Origin of the sequence: Flavobacterium sp. 22659 (assembly GCF_052044235.1) — a bacterium.
In the GTDB taxonomy this organism is placed as follows: domain Bacteria; phylum Bacteroidota; class Bacteroidia; order Flavobacteriales; family Flavobacteriaceae; genus Flavobacterium; species Flavobacterium johnsoniae.
Genome location: NZ_JBQEMU010000020.1, coordinates 18,862 through 41,065, shown reverse-complemented (window position 1 = coordinate 41,065; position 22,204 = coordinate 18,862). Strand labels below are relative to the sequence as shown.

Sequence of the window (22,204 nt, the reverse complement as noted above, 5' to 3'; positions counted from 1 at the left end):
TTCATATTGGTGCCTCAACACCTATGTACGTCAAAAACCAGGTCCTATACGTAACGGGAAACATAAATCTGGCATCGGGGTCCAATCTTTATTTAAGGAACAATTCCCAGCTGCTGCAAGGCACAGCAGCAGCATCCACAAATTCGGGTGCAGGTACTGTTTCGGTTTATCAGGAAGGCACCTCTGATAATTTCGAATACAATTATTGGTGTTCTCCGGTCGGTGCGGCAAATGGTGCGGCAGGCAGTTCAAATTTCGGAATTACTTTACTTAATCGCCCTGTCACCTCAATTAATGCTGCACCGGTAACAATACTTCCCGCAGGAAATTATAACGGAACCGCACTTCCTCTAAGTATAGCCTCTAATTGGATTTACAAGCTTACAAATGCAGGCAGTTACTCCCAGTGGACTTTTGTCGGGGCAGCATCTTCAATAGCGCCCGGAGAAGGATTTACAATGAAATGAACCAGCGGATCTGACCCTGCAGACCCTGAAGCAACGGGAGTTGTTAATAATAACGGCAGCGGCAGACAGCGTTATGATTTCCGGGGCAGGCCCAATGATGGAAACATTTTAGTTTCAGTAGGAACCGGCAATGCGGCGACACTTACAGGCAACCCCTATCCTTCTGCACTTGATCTAAATGCTTTTCTGATGGATCCCTCCAACAGCGCCTGTACCCGCGTAGCTTATTTTTGGGAACAGGACAAGACAGTGGATTCTCATTACCTCTCAGCATACAGGGGAGGCTATGGCACGTATTCACCAGGTTCGCTGGGAAGCAATGGAATTTACGTCCCTGCAACATCTAACAGTTACAACAGCGACGGGACACTCAACACAGTGGGAACATCATCCGGTTTAGTAATCCAGCGGAAATACAGTCCTATAGGACAGGGATTTCTAATAAACGGAAATTCTAACGGACAGGTTACCTTAAAGAATGCCCACAGGGCATTTTATCAGGAAGGGGGCGCCTTATCTCAATTTGCTAAAAATTCAAAAACCACAGACACACAGAAAGCGCAGGAAAACAAGCAGATTTCACACATCAAAATAAATACGATCATCAATAACGCTTTCACCAGACAGCTTGCCCTTGCCTTATGCCGGAAGCTACAGACGGCGTTGATCCTGGTCTTGACGCACTGAACATGGATGAGGCCCTGCCTGCTGACATTTCATTTTGGCTGGACAACAACAGGTATGTGATTCAGGGGGTAAATTTTGACCCTTCTAAAAAAATACCGCTTGCCGTACACGCTGACAAGGCCTGCACCTTAAAGTTTTATATACCGGAAACTATTGACTTTGATGCTTCCCAGAAAGTGTATTTGCTGGATGAATTTGATTCATCCTATAATGACATTAAAAGCGGAAGCTATCAGGTGAGTGTCGCAGCCGGCATTTATATCGACCGCTTTAAAATAGCTTTCGACAGCCAGACATTAGGCACTGAGGTTGGATCAAAAAGCAGTCTGACCCTCTATCAGGAAAATAAAAGCAGGACATTGAAAGCTTTAAATCCCAACCTTCTTAAATTTCGTTCTTTTAATCTCTATGATATGACAGGGAAAACAGTACTGACCAAGAAAGAACTGCCCCAGAAACAAGTCTACAGTTTTTCAACGGCAGGTTTAAGTTCCGGCGTTTACATAGCTGTTTTCCTAACCGATGAAAATGAAAAAATCACCCAGAAAATCATAATTTTCAATTCGGGCGGCTAAATCAGGATCAAAACGCTTTACTCAAAAATACTTTTGAATGCCAAACTATTATTCAAAATAAATTACTACCACTATGACAGCATCTAAACTTACAAAAAAGTACTGCCTATCGATTTTGTGCATTTTACTTACCTATGCTTCCCACGCACAAATTGGAATTGGGACTGTCACGCCGAATGCAAGCTCGGTTTTGGACATCACCTCCACCACGCAGGGTCTTCTGATGCCGAGAATGACCACTGTGCAGCGAAACGCGATAACAGCCCCTGCTGACGGTCTTATTGTCTATGATACTGATCAAAGGGCTTTTTATTATTACGCCGCCACTGCATCATCCTGGATCCTTATCAATAACGCGTCCAATTCAAGACTTAACTTTAAACGCATACGTTCGACAGATAATTTGGCTGTGGTGCTGGCTGCCGAACTTGCTGCCGGCGGAGGAGCGAAATATGTTTTAACTTCCAATACTTTATACGAAATAAACGGCACAGTGACCTTCAATCTACCTATTGAACTAAACAATGCCTACATTCAGGGGCTGGATGCCAATGAAGACATTATAGCAAAAACCTCGGGTACTCTTTTCGACGGTACCACAGGAGGAAGTATCAGAAGTGTGACCATTACAGCTCCCGGGGCAACTGTATTCAACCTAAATGCATCATCATCAACTGCCACTTTTTTGTTTAGGGACTCTATCATTGCCAATTCAGGAAGCGTGGGAACTATATCGGGATTTGGACTTGTTTTTGCCAGCATAGTTAATTTTTCCGGAAATACAAACGGAATAACATACAGCAATATCGGACAGCTGCTGCTGAGCAATCAGGCATGGTTCAGCAATAATGGCGGCACCTATGAAAAATTGACCGGTACCTTTAACTTGGTATCAAAGCAGGGCGGTTTCTCGAATGTTGCATCAGGAGCTTATGGATTTGACGTATCGGCCGCTGGTATATCCATTTTAAGCGATGCTGTTTTGGAGTCGGTGGTATTTATCGGCCCTACACCTGCCAATTACGTTCGTCCTTACGCTTCAGGAACTTATTCGGGATATAACTTTAGCAACAGCTGGAATGTCAGGGCGGCGGGTATCCCGACAGAAACCGATGCGAACGCAACAGGCGATTTTGCAATGGACTATGCAGTCGGAAGCGGGCTAGCGGTAGCTTTTACTAACAACTTAAATCCCAGTGATATTGTAAAAGTAGGATCTGGCACACCCTCTACTGTTTACTCCAATTTATTCCGATTTTCCACCGACGCTGCTAATCGTCTGCGATATGTCGGTAAAAAGAAAAGGATTTTCCAAATTTCGGGATCTATTTCATTTCAGGTTCCAGCTGCAGGCACTTACATCATTTATATTGCCAAAAATGGAACCATGCTGACACAATACAAGATCTACGGCAGGGGGGCCTCCACAAATGATATCGTGGTTCTTCCGCTGAACGCTACAACCGAAATGATTACCAACGATCAAATTGAGGTTTTCGCACAGCGCTACACAGGAAGCAATGGAAACATAGTGGTGCCGAATTTGACATTAACCATCAAATAGAACTCTTAGAAAAAGTACATCCAGTGCCTCTTTGTAAAAGCTGAATAAAAAAGTTACTCCGCGGATAATTTTTTTATTCAGTTGCAATACTTGTTATACCCTGAAAAAAAACAGCTAATTGTGCCGGTGGTGCCTGAAAAATTCAGCCAGGTAAACTTCAATTTATGGAAAACGCAAATAAGCTCTGCAATGAATCAACCCTAAATTGTCAGAAAATAAAACTGGATGAATTTGAAAAACTTCTTGAGGATCGGGAAGAGCTCCAAAAAAAATATTATATAAAATTGCCCCTGGATACTATAGACCGCGTTTTCGACAGCCCGTAGTTTTATAAAGTTCCTGAGCAGCAGCCTGAAACTAAATTAGCCAAATCAATTATATAAGTACGCCTGATTAAAATACGCAGACTAAAAAGGATTCTTTAGTCTTTGCCAATATTCTTTTCCGAAACAAAAAATAAACTTATAACAGGTCTCAATAAAGCTTTTGTCCAATGAAGAAAGAAGACTTTCTTTAGCAGCAATACAAAGCCGGCAAAAGAATTCGGCTTCTGCACGTACAGGTCCGCTCCCTTATCAAATGAATCTTCAATATCTGCCGGGTGGCTCCAAGTGGAGAGCATAACGGCCGGGATGTCCCGAAGCTCTTTATCGCTTTTTATTTCTTCCAGCGCCTTCTTCCCGCCTTTAACAGGCATATTGACATCGATAAAAATAATATCGGGATTGGGTTCGGACTGATCTCTGAGAGTATCCAAGAGTTGCTGCCCGTTTTCAACGGTCGTTACCTCAGAGGAGACCTGCGCCTCATCCAGGGCGTCGATGAATAATTCCTGATCGTCTTTATCATCTTCTGCCAGTATAATTTTTACAGGCTCTTTTTCATTTAAGCCTTCAGCGGCTGGGAGGGAATTATCAGAACTTATCATCTTGAAGGGTTTTACGAGTTCAAAAGTACTATATAAATGCTTAAAAGATTTCAATAAAGCAATATTCTTTAAAACAGTAACAGATTATTATCCGATCCAGACCTGCAAAATGGTGAAGTCTTAAAAGACCGTTTGAGGTTATTTTTATTCGCTCATAACGCTCATAGCAGGTAAATGTTTTTGAAAACAGACAAAACAACTTTATCCAAATAATCTTAGATATACTCGAAGTGAAAAGATCAATAGTGCTTTTACTATTTGCCGTACTGCCTAAAGTAAAATTGAAATTTTCCAGTACAGATTTTATAGCTCCTCCAGTATATTTTTCAGCAGTGCCGTCAGCTCTGTAAAAGTATTGGGTTTACTAATAAACCGCTCCGTTTCATGAATAATCGACAATTGTGCAGCAGCATTTTCGGAATAGCTGGAATATAGAATTACCGGAATGGGTTTGAGCTTTTGGACAGCTCTCATTTTTTCTATAAATTCATTCCCATTTAAAACAGGCATATTATAATCTAAAAAAATAAGATCAGGCAGGATTTTTGTACTTTTCAAAAACTCTAAAGCTTTAATGGAATTTGTTTCTGCCAGGCAGGTAACATTTTTATCCAGAGAATTGATGGCTTCGATAAACACATCGGCATCATCACTATCATCGTCAATCAACAGTATATTTTTATATAACATGGCGTATAATTATTTATAGTTCTTATCTAACCGTTTTTAATTTCACTACATAAGAAAAATTAATTTTGGCATTTTTTTTAAGTAGTATTATTTTAAAGAGAACTGTTCCAATAAATTCAGATACAAAACAGAACTTAATCACTTAGAAAATTTAATGGAGATTTTTGTTTTTTATAATTCATGAAGCCGTTCGTTTTTTGGCAGCAGGTGTCAGAATATTTCAATTTGACTATTTCCAAAATTACACCAGTCTTACTGCTACATCTTACACAATACTATTTAGCTATTACAGGATTCAAACATAAAAATCTTTATATCAAAACTTTACATAAAAAGCATTCAATAAGAAATGAGAATTATCCAATTTTATTAAAAACTTCCTGCTTGTAAAATAACTTATATGATTTTTTCATAAAAGACTTAAAAAAACGACCACAATTCACTGTAAATCAAAATATTGAAAATGGTAATTATATAACAATGCCTACTAAAAATCTGCTACCTTTGCTATCCTATCAAACTGCTTTATTTAAAATTTTATGAAATTTATTAATAATTATATCAAACTGCCGCAGATCCATTCTATTAAACGATTTTAATCTTTTATATACCTTGGCATTCTCAACATATTTTATCTTGATCTTACAACTGTTATTTTTATATATGATGCATCCAAGTTAAACACGCAGGAGGTCACCTATTTTTTAAACTTTATATTTTCAATTCGTAATTTGATTTTGGGGTAACTGCATGGTGCAGTTACCCCAGCAGGAAACTGCATTAATTAAAGCAAAAGTGAAATGCACTGCTAAATCAAACGAATGCTTATGGAAACTGCTGCACTTGAAAAAAATCAAATTAACCTTCCCTCCTTTCCCGTCGTTGGAATTACTGCGGAAGGCTCTGAAATAGATACTGTTAAACAAATCCTTTCTGGTATTACTCCAAATTCCGGTATGGCATTTCTGGTTATGGAGAATTTAGAGTCCCGCCAGAATGCGGATCTCACCCAGCAGCTTGCGGATTGTGTTAAAATGCCGGTTTATGAAATAGTAAATACCGTAGAATTAAAGCCGGATCATATATACGTCATACCCGAGAAAAACTTTCTTATACTTGAAAATGAAATTTTAAAGCTAAAACCGGCCATTCGAGGCAGCAGGACTAATAACTGTCTGGATATTTTTTACAATGCTCTGGCACAAAAATACGAGAGTTATGCCATAGGACTGCTGGCTTGCCAGTCTTCTATAGATGGAGCGGCAGGACTTAAAAATATCAGAGAACAAGGCGGTGCATCGGTTTCTGCAGTCACAAAAAGCGGTTTTGAACTTAATAAGGCTAATGCTGAGTTTATTGATTACTTTACAGCCCCCCTACAAACTGCCGCTAAGCTGCTGGAGATTAGAGAAAGTTATTTAATCAATCGAGCCTACGAGGAAAAGGAAGCATCAGCAGAACAGGACGAATTCTTAAGACAAATCATTGATCTCGTAGCTGCAAAATCCGGTACTGATTTTCATCATTATAAAGAACAGACCATTCGAAGGAGGATTGCCAAAAGAATGGTAATTACCAGACAAGAAAGCGCGGAAAGCTATCTTACCTTACTAAAAAGTAAAACGACTGAACAGGATTTATTATTTAACGATATTCTTATTCCTGTAACCTATTTTTTTAGAGATCAGCTTTTCTTTGATAGTCTGCCAAAAGTAATTTTTCCCTCTCTTGTAGAATCACTTAGAGGAAAAGAATTAAGAATATGGTCAGCAGGATGCTCTACTGGTGAAGAAGCTTATTCATTAGCAATTTCAATTACTGAATATCTCGAACAAACCAATAACAGCGAGATCATCATCAAAATATTTGCTTCTGACTTATCCGAAAAATGTATTGAAAAAGCCCGTCTTGGCATATATACGCATCAGGATGTGAAGAATATAAGCGGGGAAAGACTGGCAAAATATTTTACGAAAAAGGAAAGCGGTTATCATATCAGCAAGTCAATCCGTGACAGCTGTATTTTCGCTATACATGATCTTACAAAGGATTTTCCTTTTTCTAAAATTGATTTTATAACCTGCCGTAATGTATTGATCTATTTTAATGCTGATATGCAGAATAAGGTGCTTTCTTCTTTTCATTATGCTCTTCGAGACCAAGGTTATCTTTTCTTAGGAAAGTCTGAATCTGCCGCACGGGTCGAACAGTTATTTACAGCTGTGGAAAGACAGGGAAAAATATACCGACGCAGAAAAGCAGACTTTCGCTTTACCTCTGAAATGCCGGGTTATACTGCTGAAAAATCAGTCAGTAAAATAGATATTCCTGCAAATACAGTTACGAATTATAAAAAAATTGCAACAGATATGCTTCTTGAACAATATTCGCCTGCTGCTGTTGTAATTAACGATGATTTCGAAATCGTCCATTTTCATGGTGACACGAGTGCTTTTTTGCAGCCTTCTGCTGGTGAGCCCAGCTTTAATATCATGAATATGGTTTCTCATGAAATTCGTTTTTCACTTAAAAATGCGATTTTAAAAGCCCGAAATGATAAAAGAAATTGTATTGGAGGACCTATTACAATAAAAAATCAGACTTTCAGCATTTCTTTTGAAGCTGTATATCTTCCTTCGAATATTGAATTGCTGCTTATTATTTTTCATAGAAAACCAATTTCAGGAGAAAAGGCCGTACAGAATGACAATACATCAGAACAAAAAGAGATGGAATTACAGCTGTTTCAGCTTCAGAATGACTTTAAATATTTGACAGAAGAACAACAGGTCTATTTTGAAGAGCTTCGCACCTCTAATGAAGAGCTTCTCCATAGAACTGAAGAACTTCAATATCTAAATGAAGAGTTACAAACTTCTATAGAGGAGCTTCATTCTAACAATGAAGAGCTCTCCTGTACAAATGATGAGCTTCAGAATCATAGGAAGCAGCTCCATTCAATGAGAAATTTCTACGAATCGATTGTTAAAACAATTCGGGAGCCGCTTTTAATAATAGACCGCAATCTTATCGTCCACAGCGCCAATCCTTCCTTTTACAGCTATTTTAAAACGACTGAAGAACTTATTGAAGGAATTTCGATTTCTGAAATAGGAAATGCCCTTTGGAATACAGTTGAATTTCAAGAATTAGTGCTGAAAAAAATAAGCAGGGATCAACCAGTTTTGAATGCCAGAATACAATTCAGTGAAAATCCAGCCGTGAAAAAAGTAATGATTATTAATGCTGCACCAATTACTGACTCTATGCCTGAGGGCTTGATTTTGATCGCTCTTGAAGATATTACAGATTTGGAAAAAAGCAATGGAGATTTACTGCTAAAAAATAACGAACTGCTAAAAAGAAGCATACAGCTGGAATCGTTTACCGCTGCGGCCGGCGAGCAGCTCTTGGAGCCGATTCGAAAAATGTATATGTTCGGCAAAAAAATTATTGATCAAGATCCTGAATTATCGACATCTTCCAAACATAATGTAAGACGCCTGCTCCATTCGGCCATCAATACAAACCAGCTCATCGAAGATTTAGTTACCTATTCCCAACTTAATTTTGCGGAAAAAAGATTCAAAAATGCAGATCTTAATTTAATAATTAAAAAAGCCTTAAACGATCTTAAAAAAGTGATTACAGAGCATAAAGCCATCATTACAGTAGAGCCGCTGCCTCCGATGAAAATTATAGCATCTCAATTTCATATGCTGTTTGTAAATGTAATCTCTAACGCAATAAAGTTTGCCCAGCAGGATACAGCTCCTCATATTAAAATTGGGATACATTATCCAAATCAGGAAATATTTGACACGTTTAATGCTGATTCTAAAACAGATTATATAATACTCTCGATAAGCGATAATGGAATTGGCTTTAAAAAAGAATTTGAAAATCGCGTCTTTGATCCTTTTTTCCGTCTGCAGAGCAATGATGAGCAATACGGCAGCGGACTTGGGCTGGCGTTGGTGCAAACCATTATTTCGAACCATAACGGTTTTGTAAGAGCTTCCAGCGAACCTGGTAAAGGCACAACATTATATTTGGGCCTGCCTTTAGAGAAATCATCAGCTGATTCTTACGTGCGGGATTAAAAGCTCTAAAATGCAGATTTGTATTTATATTGATAAATAATTAAATTTAAGTAAAAAAATAAAGCTGCCTTTACATAAGTTAAGGCAGCTTTATCATTTTAAATAAGAAATTTTAAAGGGCTTACTAGGCTCTTTCATAAATTTACCTTTTTTTCTATACAGTTTTGTCTTCAGAATCATGTCCTTCCAGCTTAACAAGCTTATTGTAAACTCCAAGCAATAAAAATGGTGATGCCCATTGCCCTACAAATAGTGCAGTATGCTTTCTTCCCAAACATTTTAAGGTCAATGACGTTCTCATTGCAGCAAGTGCGGCGTATAAAAATAAATCTGATGGCAGTTTTGAAGTTTGTTCTTCGATCGCTTTTGCCGTAGCTCCTTCTGTGTTTTGATTTTCAAATGACATAATATTTTATTTAAAATTAATAATTGGAAAAGTAGAACATCAGTACAGAGGGTTTTTACAGAATTAAACTCTAATATTACAACATTGACTAGCAAATAATTTATTATCAAACAATTACAAGTATTTTTAAAATTCCACAAAGAGCTTGCAAGATTTTAATCAGGTACTTTATAAAGCATTAAAATTTGTTTCTTTCTGATTTAAAACATAAACTATGAAAATTATACAACTATAAATGTTCAGACTATAAAATTCATCTGGATTGCTCTTTTACATTTACAAATGATGCTTCAGGAAACGAATAGATAATTTACGAATAGTAAGGCATCATAGTAAAATTTAATTTAAAAAATTGTATTATGAATTTAAGTAAAACAGAAGATTACGGTCAGAAAGATCAGGGTTTTCAGAATAATGAATTAAGAAACGAAGGACAGGAAAATGAAACCTCTTCAGTAGATCATTCTATAACCGATAATGCTGAACCAGATTATGGAAATGAGTTTAGCAGCGAAGAATTCAAAACTGATGAACTTGGTAATGAAAACTTGGGTAATGAAAACCTGGGAGATGATGAATTCAATAATGAGGAACTTGACAGAGATGCATTTGAAACCGAAGACAATGATGAATTCGGCACGGAAGATCTAGATAACGAAGGTCTTGATGAAGAAACCAATCGTGATAGTAGCTTCTAGCTATTTTAGAACCGTCTTTTTAGGCGGTTTTTTTATGAAAAATTATAAATTATTATTTACGATTTCCTGTCTCAATTGCATTAAAAATAAAAGCCTATTTTTTTTCAAAAAATAGGCTTTTAAATTAAACAATCAACAAAGATATATTATGGTCTTGTTGTTCCGTTGATCGTATCTCTACGTGCAGGAGTTGACGTTTCTGTTTTAGGAGTAGTACCTTTCTTTTTGTTAGAACGCTGTTTAGTAATCGTGTCTGTTTTTGTATTACCCGATTTGTGCTCAGAACCATGCTTACTTTTCTTGTTGTAAGTAGAATCTGTTTTAGTCGTTGACTTTGTTTTCGCAGGAGTGGTCTGCGCTGATGCATATACAAATGATAATGCCATACAACAGGTTAAAAATAAATTTTTCATAATTCAATAGTTTAAATAATAATTTGATAGAGAAACAAAAAGCTTTTTGTTCTCTTGCAAATGTTGCACACTTAGTATTCAGTTATTTATAAAACCTTATGCATTAATTACATGATTACCATTTACTTGCAAAACAAATGTATACAGAAGAGTTTTTAAACAAATAGTTTTACTTATCGAATTATAATTAGCATAAAAAAAACCTGTAATATTCTTTTATAGATTACAGGTTTTTTACTTATTTTTTGAAATATTTATTCCTCATCTTCTTCAGACGCATCAAAGTTAATAGTATTATAAGCAGCTTCCGTTAAAATAGTATCTGCTTCTTTTTCTTCTTCTAATGTCTGCTGCAATAATGCTGCGGCTTGCTCTTCTCCCAAAGTTGTTGCAAACGCTGCCAAAGTTCCGTAAGTTGCAATCTCGTAGTGTTCGATTTTTTGCGAAGCCGCAATAATTCCTGCATCTCTTACTGGACCTTCCTGCGTTTCTTCCATAATACTTTCTCCTTCCTTAATTAGACCTTCCATAGCATCGCATTTTTTTGCAGCAGCTTTTTCTCCAATTATTTCAAAGACTTGTTCCAATCGGCTTACTTGTTCTTCTGTTACAGCCAAGTGTTCATTGATCGCCGTAATTAGATTTTCAGAAGTTGCATTTTTAGCCATCTTAGGTAACGCTTTTGTTAATGCTTTTTCTGCCCAATAAATATCTTTTAAAGAATCTACAAATAAATCTCTCAATCCTTCGGCTGCAGACGATTTAGCTTTTACCGTTTTTCCTTTAGATGCTGTGGTCGTTGCTTTTTTAGCAGTACCCTTTGTGTTTGTCGCTTTCATAATGTTTTTTTTTTAATTAACGATTTCAAAACTAGCTGAAGACATAGGGCGATTTTTACATAATTATGGCGGGTATTTGTAAGATTAGCATCATTACATGAATCATTTTACAAATATCGGCGAATTTATAGATTATAAAAAGTAAGCTTTATCATCAGACTTTAAAAATGGGTTCAGCGGAATGAAGTATTTGAGTAGATTAAACATTGAAGCACGGAAAGTAATGTACATATTAATAACAAACTGGTAATTATACAATTACAAAAAGCTTTAGTGTAAAATAGAGCTGTATCACACCCTTACATTTACCAATATATTAATTATTAAAACTATATTATTATGAGTACTTCAAACAATAAAAAAAGCACTGGTAGTGCAAAAGCATCAGATAAAAAAACTGATAAAAAAGAAACTGCTTCAAAAAGCACAGATAAGGCTGCTGATACTAAAAAAGACACAGCAGACAATAAAAAGGGAACAGATAAAAAATAATATTAAAAAAAAAACGAGTATGAGTTTAGATGAGAGAGAAAACTACGGTCAAAGTGACTCGTATTCTCAAGAAGACGAAACAAGAACTGGAAATGAAGAGTATACTACTTCTTTAGATAGTACTGAATCTAACGATGAACTGCAAAATAAGGATCCTGATTTTAATCAACAAGATGATTATAATAAAATAGATAGTCTGGATGATGATCAGAAAGAATATGATTCTAATGAGTTAGAGGATGAGAATGATCTCGAAGATGAAGATGATCTGGAAGACGAAGATGATTTAATTTCCAGTGATGAAGATGATTCGGAGTTGGACTCGGACAATGACTACACCCAAAGTGACATCAACAAATCGCTTTAAAACACTGCTTAAACCGTCTGAAGTTCAGACGGTTTTTTTTTATTTTTCAACAGAGTAAACACGGGAGATGCGGCAGTACTTATGTATTGAACAAGAAGGTGTTATTAGATCTTATAACAGAATCTGGAGTAATGCATGCCAATCTGAGAAATTCGCAGAACCGGGATTATATTTCAAAATTTAAGTTAATCTAAATTTCTTCCTGTCATTTTGAACGGAAAGCCAATCCATCTGCAAAACATTTTTTATCAATATTTTGATATCGTCAAAAGTAGCGGGCTTTACAGCATAAAAATTAGCTCCAAGTTCTTGCGCTTTGAAAATTGTGAGAGGATCACTGCTGGTAGAAAGCATTATAATCAGCAATTTATTTAATTTCCTATTTTTCTTTATTTGTACGAGGCATTCAAAACCACCTATTTTAGGCATATTAATATCCAGAAAAATAAATTCGGGTAATGGTTTCGGATTTTTAGAAAGAATATCCAGTAACTGTTTACCATCTTCCGCCTGAGTTAAAATTACATTACTATTCACTTCAAGCAGCGCTTCAAGAAACATCAGCCTGTCATCTTCGTCATCATCTGCTAAATAAATATTCCTTTGTAATTGTGAGGTCTGTGCTTTCAATTGCTTAATATTTTATATCGCAAAAACATAAGACAAGAATTTAGAAATCTGCAAATGTTTATATAAATATAAGCGTCTGAGAATCGATAAACGATCGAATTACATCCGTGAAACGGTTAATAATAGTTAAAGATACTTATTTAACTTAAGAAAAAACACATAAAAAGTTTATTTTCTAACTTAAATGTATGATCCGCGTTAGTATTTTACCTATTAAAACATAAACAACATATTTTATAGAAAAAAATCTTATAAAAACAATTTAAGAACATTGATTTAAGAACATTGATTTAAGAATATTGCAGCTATTTCACTGCCTTAAATAGTGATTCTGCCATTGCTTTGGCATCTTTTGCATAATTCCGCTTATAGTAATTAAGAAGCTGTGATTTTGTTCTATTTTCGCCTTTCGCATGACCGTCCCAAATGACTCCTAATGACGCATAAGGAGCAAAAGTAACACCAAGGCTGCAGAAAAAATTGGCAATATTTCCAGTCACATGCTCAACACCGTCTGAATCTCCAGTAATAATGACGCCACCAATTTTACCGTCCAGCGGCGAATCTTCACCCGCCAGAATTTTATCGTAAACTTCATCAAGTCGTTCGATGCATCTTTGAAGTTCAGACGAATGATTGTTCCACCACAAAGGAGTTGCAAAAAGTAAAATATCGGCATCCAGAATTTTCTGGTAGATTTCGGGCCAATCATCTTTATTTTCCATTTTTGTGTAAGTTCCGGGAAGAATATGATTCTCCGCTAGTTTGACAACTTCATAATCAATATTTTGATTTTCCAGATAAGTTCCCAGAAATTCTGTAAGTGTTTCAGTGTTAGAACTCCCTTTCTTTTTAAGAGTTGCTAACAGGATTATAGCTTTCATAGATTTTGTGGGTTATGAGTAATGGTTATATGCTGAAAGTTTGAAATGCATTGTCTTTAATTCAGTTCTTCTCTTTGTTCTAAAAAAAATAAACCTGTAGCCAGCAAATGCCGCAGGTTTACAAAAAATAAATAATCAACCAAGGCAGTTATTATCTGTCTTTACTATTACTTGATGCTGTGGAATCGGTTTTAACCGTTTCTGTTCCTTTTTGCTGTGTACCCGCGGCTCCAGATCCGGTTGAACCTTCTCCTGTTGCTCCGGTTGTTCCCGCACCATTAACTGTTGTGCTGTCTGTACCTGGGCCAACGGTGTCTACTGTTGTAGAAGTAGAATCTGCAGTGCTATTGTAATCATTCTCAGCAGATGATTCATTCTTTTTACAAGAAAGAATAGTTGCAAACAACGCAATCAGCATTGTGGTTTTAAATAGCTTTTTCATAATATTAATTTTTAGTTTGTATATTTTCAAATATACCCTTGTAGCTAAAGCTATTTTTACACAATTAATCTAAAATCTTACACTTTTCGATACAGTTATCTAAATTGAATAAATATTTTTAAGGTTAATTACCAAGTAATTTTCACTATACTATCTCCTGTAATTTTATACTCTAGTAAAATTTTACTTTTTGACACAGGCAGAATGCGTTTTTTATTTTGTAAGACATCTATTTTGATTTTACTGCTATTCTCAGGAAATAGTATTTTGAAATTACAGTCAAATTCGGCACTGCCTAAAACAGTAAACCGTACAGTATTTTTTGATTTTTTATAATTTACTAATGGATAATCGGCAAATAATAAAAAATCTTCATCCTTCACTTTATGATATTGTCTGGTCATTACGCCAAATCCAAGTCCGGCACCGTAAACCTCCTGCCCCACCTGCCCGCTCTTCTCCCATCCCGTATAAAGATCCTCAAGCGGAATCCATAAATCTTTCACAATTTCACCGGTTTTAACGTCATCAGAAAGCATTTCCTCGGGAAGCATTGTCGGATAATAATACGGTAATCGGCTCACGGCATATTTTAGAAATTCAGGAATTAAAATTTTTAATGACGGCAGTATTTCTACAGATTCCGACTGTATCAAATATTCAGAAAGCGCGGCATATACTTCCATTTCTTCATAAGCAGCGGTGTAGGGCGCTTCATTGAGTGGAAATATAGAAAAGTAATTACGATAATTTTTGCCGTATCCGTACTGGCAATCCCAAATCTGCATATTTTTGAAAAGCCCTGCCAGACAGGCATAACTTAAATCTAAATATTCTTGTTTGTTCGTAATTTTGCACAATTCTAAAAGTGCTCCTGCAGAAAAAGCCGTAATATTGGCTTGGTAAAAAATAGCAAATCCTTTTCCCACAAGCTTTTTAACTGATTTTTCCGCTTCATTAAAATAGCGTTTTTCATTTGTTAGTCGATACAGCAGCAGCATTAAATGCGCATAAGATCCTGGAACATCTTTTTCTCCGCCTTTCCCTGGAGCCGTTTCTTCTTTTATAACTTCTAAGGTATCCATCTTATAGAAAACTGGCCATTCGTAATCAAAATGATGCGCTACTTTAATGGCATATTCAATTGACTGTAAAACCAGTTCTTTTGCTTTTTTTTCACCCGTGAGTGCAAGTCTTGCAAGGTTCATAAGGGGATGATGCAAATACCACGAATCCATAACCATTTCCTTTTTTTGCTCTTCCGATTTATCAAGATCGTCTTTTAACTGAGGAAGCCAGCGGTTTAAAGTTTTTAATCGTGGATCATAAAAGGCATCCAATCCGTTAAGCAGATTATTATACACTGGATCAGTTTCTGTACAAGTCCAGTTTTTTAACTCATCTAAAGGAACTAATATCGCGAGCTGCACCATAATTTCTGCAGGCGTATCATAATCGCATAAATAAGCATTGAGATATGGAATTCCTTTTGTCTGGGTCCAGCACCCTTTGTTCGTAAAAATATCCTGCAGACAATTTTCTGTAATTTCAGGCCAATTATGATACTCCACTTCGGGATGAGGTAAAAAACGATACACCTCTGCAAGATTGTCTAAAAATTTCGTGGTCTGCTGCATTTCATTTTCAACAGCATCCGCTGAAAAAAGAACATAAGCATCAGAAATTGTATAAGATTGGTCTGACGGAAGCGGTTTATTTTCTAATATGGGTAATTTAAATCCTATTTCCGGCCATGACCCGCCTACAGTTTCTGCCAACGAGGTTTCTGTAGCTTCACAATAGGCACTCATAGAACCCAAATCCTGAAAATAGAAAAAAGAACCTGCTTTAGGTTTGGTCATACTAGCGAAAAGTATACCAGATCGAGCACCGATTTGATTCATGTAAATTTTACCATTCGTATTTTCAACACTTCCATTTTGGGTAAGCGGAATAATGTCACGCGGCCAGAAAGGAATCATTAAAGGCTGATTTGTTTTAAATGATGTCGTATAATGTAGCAGCGGAGCGTTATCGTCAGGAAAGGAAATCTGAACTTCGTACTGCCCCAGCCTTGTTTGTAAATTGATTACAAGTAACTGTCCGTCATCAAATAAATTGGTGACTTCAAAGCAGCTGTTCATACCAAAAGCAGGACGAAAAGCCATTTGTCCTTTATTTGGCCATGTCACCACGATCCATATTGAATCGCCGGTATTAAATACCTGAAACGTATATTTTTGGAATTCCTTCTCCCAAATTACGGCGCTGTTTTCTAAATCGGCGTGTACGGTTGCGGCCCAAGGTGAAATTGTATGCATAAGTGATGGGGTTTAAAAGAATATTTTTTTAATACAGAAATTATATCTGAAAACTGTTTATTCTCCAGTTTCCATATGTGGCGCATCTACTGGTTTAGACTGCGAAGAACCTATCTGGCGCAGATAAATAGAAAGAACAATAATGGCGAAAATCGAGAGAAATTCACTCTGCCAATTCTGAAAAGATTCAAACCAAAATCTCGAATCTGTAATATATTGCGGGGCAGTTTCTAAAGCTTTTCCCTTTAACGAAAGCTGTTCATTTTCATCTTTTAAACTTCCATAAAAATGCAATAAAAAAGATAAAGCAAATAAAAGGAAAAGTGCAATAGTTAGAGAATGTTTGTAAAGCACTAAAATCCAGCCGCCTTTTTTAACAGGTCCGGGAGCGCCTTTTCGGGAAGCTGAAGGTTCTCTGTCTACTTCTTCGTCCTTCTCAAAATCTTTAGATTCTGATGAGCCTTTCTGCTGTAAAAAAATGGTCAGCACTACTAAAAGTCCCATTTGTAAAAACTCACTTTCCCAGTTTTCAAAAGTAGATTCTATAAAATGTCCTGTTGTAAAATAAGAAGATAATGGTGCCACAGAAGCGCCTTCTTCAATCAAGTCTTTATTATATTCCTCAAACCCAAAAATAATTTGTCCTGCCATTGCTACTACAAACAGCAGAAAAAAACAAACGGAAAGTCCGTTATTGCGTAAAAAAGTTTTCATGATTTAATATTTTGGAAATAAAGGTGAATTGATTTAATGACATTTTTTTACATAATTTTCGTGTTATGTTGCAGTTTTAAACTTAATCTTCAATTTAAAAATTTATGCTGCAGTAACTTTGGGATATAACTTAATTATCAAACCTTTAAGTCTGTTTTGATAATCTTCCAACAGCCAAGCCTTATAGTTTCTACTGGCATTATCCAAACATTTTACATATTGTTTTACACGCCATTCTATTTCTGGCTGCAAAGCTTCTGCCAATGCGATTGCCTGCGACAGTGTTTCTGCATTATCCATACACATTTTGGCATGCTGCCTTATAGATTGCTGAATGACGGTTTTTGGTTTTCTATCAGTATCAATAGCTTCCTGATAATGTCCTTCGATATCAAATGTCATCTCCAAAGTATTAGGAAATTGAGCGCGTAATTCGGCAGAAAGTCCGTGAGATTGTAAAGATGAACTTCCGTTACATTGAAAATGCAGTTGTTTAGCAAATTCCTCTGGACGTTCAAAAACATATTTCCAGTCTACAGGTTCTTCCCAGGCACCGAAACGCTGGATATTATTCCCCAGATCAGTAATCGTAAACGTTTTTTTAGACGGAAGTCTTCTTGATCCGCGACCCACCATTTGATGGTAAAGTGTTATCGAAGTTGTGGCGCGGTTCAAAATTACATTTTGTACCTTGGGTTCATCAAAACCAGTGGTTAAAATCGAAACCGAAGTCAGAACTGCATCTTTGGTTTTCTTAAACCATTTTAGAATTTCTTTACGCTCTTTATCAGGTGTTTTATTATCAAGATGTTTGATCGCAATTCCTGCTTCAGTAAAAGTTTCATATACTTTTTGAGAAGCCGCAATTCCGTTATTAAAAATCAGCGTTTTTTTTCCTGCACCATTTTCACTGTGCGCTTTTAGCAATAATTCCAGCATTGGTGGTGAACTATATAATTCATTAGAAGAACTTACCGTATAATCGCCATGTATTCCTGTTTTTAGCGAATTTAATTCAACCTCATAAATATAAGATTGTGGTTTAGCGAGAAAACCCTGCGCAATAAGCTCTGAAATATTCTCACCCATTACCAACGATTTGTAATGCTTTTTCATTGGTTTAGATATATCAGAACTAAAAGGTGTTGCGGTAACTCCAATAACAAAAGCATTTTTAAAACTGCTCATTAATTTCCTGAATGAATTGTGATGCGCTTCATCTACAATTACAAGACCAACGTTATTGGTTTTTATTTTTTTAGCTTTTATTCGGTTACGCAGCGTTTCTACCATGGCAACATAACAATCAAAATCAGGTTTAAAGTCTAGGCTTTTACTGCTGATAATATGGTTATTAATTCCATTTTTTTTTAATGTCGAAGAAGTCTGTGTAGATAATTCTTTGCGATGCGTCAGGATAATAACTGTTTTATCAAATTCTTCTATAAACCTTCTGGCAATTTCAGAAAAGATTATAGTTTTTCCCCCACCCGTAGGTAACTGGTATAAGAGTTTGCCGTTATTTTCACTTTTGATATGATCAAAAATTGTTTCGATATCTTTTTCCTGATAAGCATAAAATGCTTTTTTAGGCTTTGTATTAGTTTTCATTTTGATCTAATTATTTATTCTTTACTCTTTATTCCGCCGGCGACAATTGTGATTCCATAAATTTTCCAGTTACAATTGTACCTTCTTCATCTTCCCATTGCGTAATGATGTTCTCAATCAATTCTGGTTCGAAACCTATAACTTCCATAATCTGGTTACCAAACTCCTGCTGTACTTTCTGGCCTTTTTTAAACATAATATCTCGCATTTAGATTGTTATTTGATTTCTTTTTTGTATCAATCAGGTATTACCGAACTCCATCTTCATTTTTAATATTGTAAAATTACCGTTCGGAAAGGTTTGCTATTTACATTATTATATAAAGATTTTATATTATTATTTCATTAGTAAAAATCTGGAGATAAGACATTTATAAATAAGTGCAAAATGAAAATTCTGTAAGAGCCAACCCTAATTGTGTAAAAACCAATCTTCTTGTACCATTACATTTGAGATGCCTGAAAATCAGAAATCTACATCAGGACTTGATTTTAACCATTAATACTATACACTATGAAAAATTCGCAGGATGATAAACAGAGAGATCTGTCGGTCAACAAATCTGACGGCACTAATAAATTCCTGACCACGAACCAGGGAATTAAAATTAATGACGACAATAATACGCTGAAGGCGGGCGATAGAGGTCCTTCTTTATTAGAAGACTTTATTTTGAGAGAAAAAATTACACATTTTGACCACGAAAGAATCCCTGAACGAGTAGTTCATGCGCGTGGTTCAGGAGCACATGGTTTTTTTGAAGTAACAAATCCGATTCCGGAATTAACAAAAGCTGGTTTTTTGCAGGAAATGGGACAAACTACACCCGTTTTTGCACGATTCTCTACTGTAGCAGGATCGCGTGGCTCTACAGATCTTGCACGTGATGTCAGAGGATTTTCGGTAAAATTTTATACGCAGGAAGGTATTTATGATTTTGTGGGAAATAATATTCCTGTATTTTTTATTCAGGATGCTTCTAAATTTCCAGATCTTGTTCATGCTGTAAAACCAGAGCCACATAATGAAATTCCGCAGGCTGCATCAGCACACGATACCTTTTGGGATTTTATTTCCTTAATGCCGGAATCCATGCATATGATCATGTGGGTTATGTCTGACCGCGCCATTCCCAGAAGTTATCGCATGATGGAAGGTTTTGGAGTACATACGTTTCGATTCATAAATGAAGCTGGCAAATCTTCTTTTGTAAAATTGCATTGGAAACCCAAATTAGGAACTCATGCGGTGGCTTGGGACGAGGCGCAGAAAATTTCTGGTAAAAACCCAGATTTTCACAGGCAAGACCTTTGGGAAGCGATCGAAATGGGGAATTTTCCCGAATGGGAATTAGGAGTTCAGGTAATTCCAAGCGAAGACGAAAACAAATACGAATTTGATCTCCTTGATCCAACAAAGATAGTTCCGGAAGAATTGGTTCCCGTAACGATTGTAGGAAGAATGGTTTTGAACAGAAATCCTGATAATTTCTTTGCAGAAACGGAGCAGATTGCTTTTCATCCCGGACATGTTGTTCCTGGAATTGATTTCTCCAATGACCCATTATTACAGGGAAGATTGTTCTCCTATACCGATACGCAGCTTACAAGATTAGGAAGTCCAAATTTTCATGAGATTCCAATTAACCGCAGTATAGCTCCGACTCATAATAACCAGCGTGACGGGCATATGCGTCAGGAAATCAATAAAGGCCGTGTAAGTTATCACCCAAATTCTTTAGGAGGAGGATGTCCCTATCAGGCACAAATCAGCGAAGGAGGATTTAATAGTTTCCCAGAACGTATTGAAGCGCATAAAGTACGAGAAAGAAGTGAAAGTTTCTCTGATCATTTCGGACAGGCAAAATTATTCTTTAATAGCCAGACCCCGGAAGAAAAAAGCCATATTGTAAAAGCGCTTCGTTTTGAATTGGGAAAAGTAGAAACCACTGCTATTCGTGTGAGGATGCTGGGATTGTTATCTCAGGTTGATACAGAACTTGCGGAAAAAGTAGCGATTGGGCTTGGAGCAGCTGTACCAAGCAAACTTGAATTTTCAGTTAACAAAGGCGTTTCTCCAGAAAATGAAGGCGGCGATCAGGAACCTAAAACAGTGGAACAATCTGTCAGTTCATCTAATGCATTAAGCATGCTAAAAAATCCAACCAATACCCCAACAATCGAATCCAGAAAAGTAGCCATCCTTTGTTCTGACGGCGTTTCTAAGGCAGCGGTAAAGAATATGAAAAACGCACTTAAAAAAGCAGATGCTAAAGGTTTTGTGATTGCACCGCATTTAGGTGCTGTTCTTACAGATTCTGATGGAGCTCTTAAGGCTGATTTTAGTTTTCTAACAGCATCTTCTGTTTTATTCGATGCAGTTTATGTACCCCACGGATTAGGCCTAAATGTCTTGGCAGAAAGTGATGATGCCCTGGAATATTTAAATGATGCTTACAAACACTGTAAAGTAATTGGAGCCGACGGCCAGGCATCAGAATTGCTGAGCGGGACCACTTTTGCTTCAAAACTAAGCAATGATGACGCCGGAATTATTGTAACGAGCGATGTTGCATCTGAAGCATTTGCTCGGGAATTTATTGACGCAATGGGTTTACACCGTTTTTGGAAGCGTGAACCAAACCTATACTTATAATCAAAAAAAAAATCAAACATGAAAAATTCAGAAAAGAAAGGTCAGACCAACGCGCCTCAATCAAAGGAAGCTGAAACAAATGCTGTAAAGAACGACGCCAAAATTAATATAGTTGAGCCAGCATCTGATGCTGCAAAAGATTTAAACGAACTTTTTGTTGATAGTCTTAAAGATATTTACTGGGCAGAAAATGCATTAGTCGGCGCACTGCCGAAAATGGCAGCAAATGCCACATCGCCAGGACTTGCAGGCGCAATTTTAGAACATCTTGATATCACTAAACTTCAGGTAAAAAGATTAGAGCAGATTTTTGATCTGATAGGACAAAACCCAGAAGGTAAAAAATGCGCAGCAATGGCGGGATTATTAGAAGAAGGTGATGCTATTCTTTCGGAAACAACTCCCGGTCCTGTCAGAGATGCCGGAATTATTGCGGCTTCGCAAAAAATTGAGCATTATGAAATTGCAACATACGGAACTCTTGCGGCTTTTGCAAAAACTCTGGGAGAAAATGATGCTGCAAAACTGCTGACTCAAACTCTTGCCGAAGAAAAAGAAGCAGATTGTATTTTAAATGACGTTGCTTTGAATACCGTGAATACAATAGCTGCTGAATACGAGTAGTAAATAATTCATAGATTTTTATATTAAAATAAACCCGACAGTTTCTAAAAAAGCTGTCGGGTTTACCATATCTTGAAATTTCATTTAATTTTG

At 36.5% G+C, this 22,204-nt stretch carries 22 protein-coding genes; 10 read left to right on the top strand and 12 right to left on the bottom strand.

The features are described 5' to 3' along the window. Positions 1–23: 23 nt before the first annotated feature. The 4 genes from ACTJIW_RS18190 (at position 24) to ACTJIW_RS18175 (ending at position 3,293) form a co-directional block, all read left to right on the top strand. Positions 24–467, top strand: coding sequence for a hypothetical protein (locus ACTJIW_RS18190; RefSeq protein ID WP_440716326.1), 444 nt, complete (start codon positions 24–26; stop codon positions 465–467). 378 nt (positions 468–845) lie between these two features. After that, entirely contained in the window at positions 846–1,154 is a 309-nt protein-coding gene (locus tag ACTJIW_RS18185) for a hypothetical protein (protein WP_440716325.1), read from the top strand. Beyond that, complete coding sequence (locus ACTJIW_RS18180; RefSeq protein ID WP_440718465.1) at positions 1,109–1,729, top strand: T9SS type A sorting domain-containing protein; 621 nt, start codon at positions 1,109–1,111, stop codon at positions 1,727–1,729. Before ACTJIW_RS18185 ends, ACTJIW_RS18180 begins: the two co-directional genes overlap by 46 nt. Before the next feature lie 73 nt (positions 1,730–1,802). After that, a complete protein-coding gene (locus ACTJIW_RS18175; protein ID WP_440716323.1) occupies positions 1,803–3,293 on the top strand; it encodes a hypothetical protein in 1,491 nt (496 codons plus the stop codon). Positions 3,294–3,714: 421 nt separating this feature from the next. Here the strand turns inward: ACTJIW_RS18175 and ACTJIW_RS18170 are convergent, their stop codons facing one another. Next, entirely contained in the window at positions 3,715–4,221 is a 507-nt protein-coding gene (locus ACTJIW_RS18170) for a response regulator (RefSeq protein ID WP_440716322.1), read from the bottom strand. Positions 4,222–4,524: 303 nt separating this feature from the next. Further along, positions 4,525–4,911 carry a response regulator gene (locus ACTJIW_RS18165; protein WP_440716321.1) on the bottom strand — a complete coding sequence of 129 codons (387 nt, stop codon included), beginning with the start codon at positions 4,909–4,911 and terminating at the stop codon, positions 4,525–4,527. A gap of 827 nt (positions 4,912–5,738) precedes the next feature. Between ACTJIW_RS18165 and ACTJIW_RS18160 the strand changes: the two genes are divergently transcribed. Further along, on the top strand, positions 5,739–9,014 hold the full coding sequence (locus tag ACTJIW_RS18160) for a CheR family methyltransferase (protein WP_440716320.1): 3,276 nt from the start codon (positions 5,739–5,741) through the stop codon (positions 9,012–9,014). 154 nt (positions 9,015–9,168) lie between these two features. Here the strand turns inward: ACTJIW_RS18160 and ACTJIW_RS18155 are convergent, their stop codons facing one another. Next, positions 9,169–9,420 carry a hypothetical protein gene (locus ACTJIW_RS18155; RefSeq protein WP_440716319.1) on the bottom strand — a complete coding sequence of 84 codons (252 nt, stop codon included), beginning with the start codon at positions 9,418–9,420 and terminating at the stop codon, positions 9,169–9,171. A 359-nt stretch (positions 9,421–9,779) separates the two neighbouring features. Here ACTJIW_RS18155 and ACTJIW_RS18150 point away from each other — a divergent pair, with 359 nt between their 5' ends. Next, positions 9,780–10,118, top strand: coding sequence for a hypothetical protein (locus ACTJIW_RS18150; protein ID WP_440716318.1), 339 nt, complete (start codon positions 9,780–9,782; stop codon positions 10,116–10,118). Positions 10,119–10,264: 146 nt separating this feature from the next. Here ACTJIW_RS18150 and ACTJIW_RS18145 read toward each other — a convergent pair whose 3' ends face one another. Both ACTJIW_RS18145 and ACTJIW_RS18140 read right to left on the bottom strand, forming a co-directional pair. Next, a complete protein-coding gene (locus ACTJIW_RS18145) occupies positions 10,265–10,531 on the bottom strand; it encodes a hypothetical protein (protein ID WP_440716317.1) in 267 nt (88 codons plus the stop codon). Between the two features lie 254 nt (positions 10,532–10,785). Further along, entirely contained in the window at positions 10,786–11,370 is a 585-nt protein-coding gene (locus ACTJIW_RS18140; RefSeq protein WP_440716316.1) for a YciE/YciF ferroxidase family protein, read from the bottom strand. A 339-nt stretch (positions 11,371–11,709) separates the two neighbouring features. Here ACTJIW_RS18140 and ACTJIW_RS18135 point away from each other — a divergent pair, with 339 nt between their 5' ends. Together ACTJIW_RS18135 and ACTJIW_RS18130 are read left to right on the top strand one after the other, a co-directional pair. Further along, the gene (locus ACTJIW_RS18135) at positions 11,710–11,862 is read left to right on the top strand and encodes a hypothetical protein (RefSeq protein WP_440716315.1); all 153 of its coding nucleotides are present in this window, start codon (positions 11,710–11,712) and stop codon (positions 11,860–11,862) included. 19 nt (positions 11,863–11,881) lie between these two features. Further along, complete coding sequence (locus ACTJIW_RS18130) at positions 11,882–12,229, top strand: hypothetical protein (protein WP_440716314.1); 348 nt, start codon at positions 11,882–11,884, stop codon at positions 12,227–12,229. A 180-nt stretch (positions 12,230–12,409) separates the two neighbouring features. On the opposite strand, the gene ACTJIW_RS18125 is transcribed toward ACTJIW_RS18130, so the two are convergent. From ACTJIW_RS18125 to ACTJIW_RS18095, 7 genes are all read right to left on the bottom strand, one after another. Further along, positions 12,410–12,859 (bottom strand): response regulator, encoded by a 450-nt coding sequence (locus ACTJIW_RS18125; protein WP_440716313.1) that lies wholly within the window; start codon positions 12,857–12,859, stop codon positions 12,410–12,412. 305 nt (positions 12,860–13,164) lie between these two features. After that, a complete protein-coding gene (locus ACTJIW_RS18120) occupies positions 13,165–13,743 on the bottom strand; it encodes a flavodoxin family protein (RefSeq protein ID WP_440716312.1) in 579 nt (192 codons plus the stop codon). A gap of 151 nt (positions 13,744–13,894) precedes the next feature. Then, positions 13,895–14,185, bottom strand: a complete 291-nt coding sequence (locus ACTJIW_RS18115) for a hypothetical protein (RefSeq protein ID WP_440716311.1) — start codon at positions 14,183–14,185, stop codon at positions 13,895–13,897. 128 nt (positions 14,186–14,313) lie between these two features. Next, on the bottom strand, positions 14,314–16,506 hold the full coding sequence (locus ACTJIW_RS18110; RefSeq protein ID WP_440716310.1) for a hypothetical protein: 2,193 nt from the start codon (positions 16,504–16,506) through the stop codon (positions 14,314–14,316). Positions 16,507–16,563: 57 nt separating this feature from the next. After that, on the bottom strand, positions 16,564–17,220 hold the full coding sequence (locus ACTJIW_RS18105; RefSeq protein WP_440716309.1) for a DUF6766 family protein: 657 nt from the start codon (positions 17,218–17,220) through the stop codon (positions 16,564–16,566). A 102-nt stretch (positions 17,221–17,322) separates the two neighbouring features. Continuing rightward, the gene (locus tag ACTJIW_RS18100; protein WP_440716308.1) at positions 17,323–18,831 is read right to left on the bottom strand and encodes a DEAD/DEAH box helicase; all 1,509 of its coding nucleotides are present in this window, start codon (positions 18,829–18,831) and stop codon (positions 17,323–17,325) included. Between the two features lie 28 nt (positions 18,832–18,859). Beyond that, positions 18,860–19,027, bottom strand: coding sequence for a hypothetical protein (locus ACTJIW_RS18095; protein ID WP_440716307.1), 168 nt, complete (start codon positions 19,025–19,027; stop codon positions 18,860–18,862). 318 nt (positions 19,028–19,345) lie between these two features. On the opposite strand from ACTJIW_RS18095, the gene ACTJIW_RS18090 reads away from it, so the two are divergent. Then, positions 19,346–21,487, top strand: a complete 2,142-nt coding sequence (locus ACTJIW_RS18090; RefSeq protein ID WP_440716306.1) for a catalase — start codon at positions 19,346–19,348, stop codon at positions 21,485–21,487. An 18-nt stretch (positions 21,488–21,505) separates the two neighbouring features. Beyond that, entirely contained in the window at positions 21,506–22,111 is a 606-nt protein-coding gene (locus ACTJIW_RS18085) for a YciE/YciF ferroxidase family protein (RefSeq protein ID WP_440716305.1), read from the top strand. The last annotated feature ends 93 nt before the right edge of the window (positions 22,112–22,204 follow it).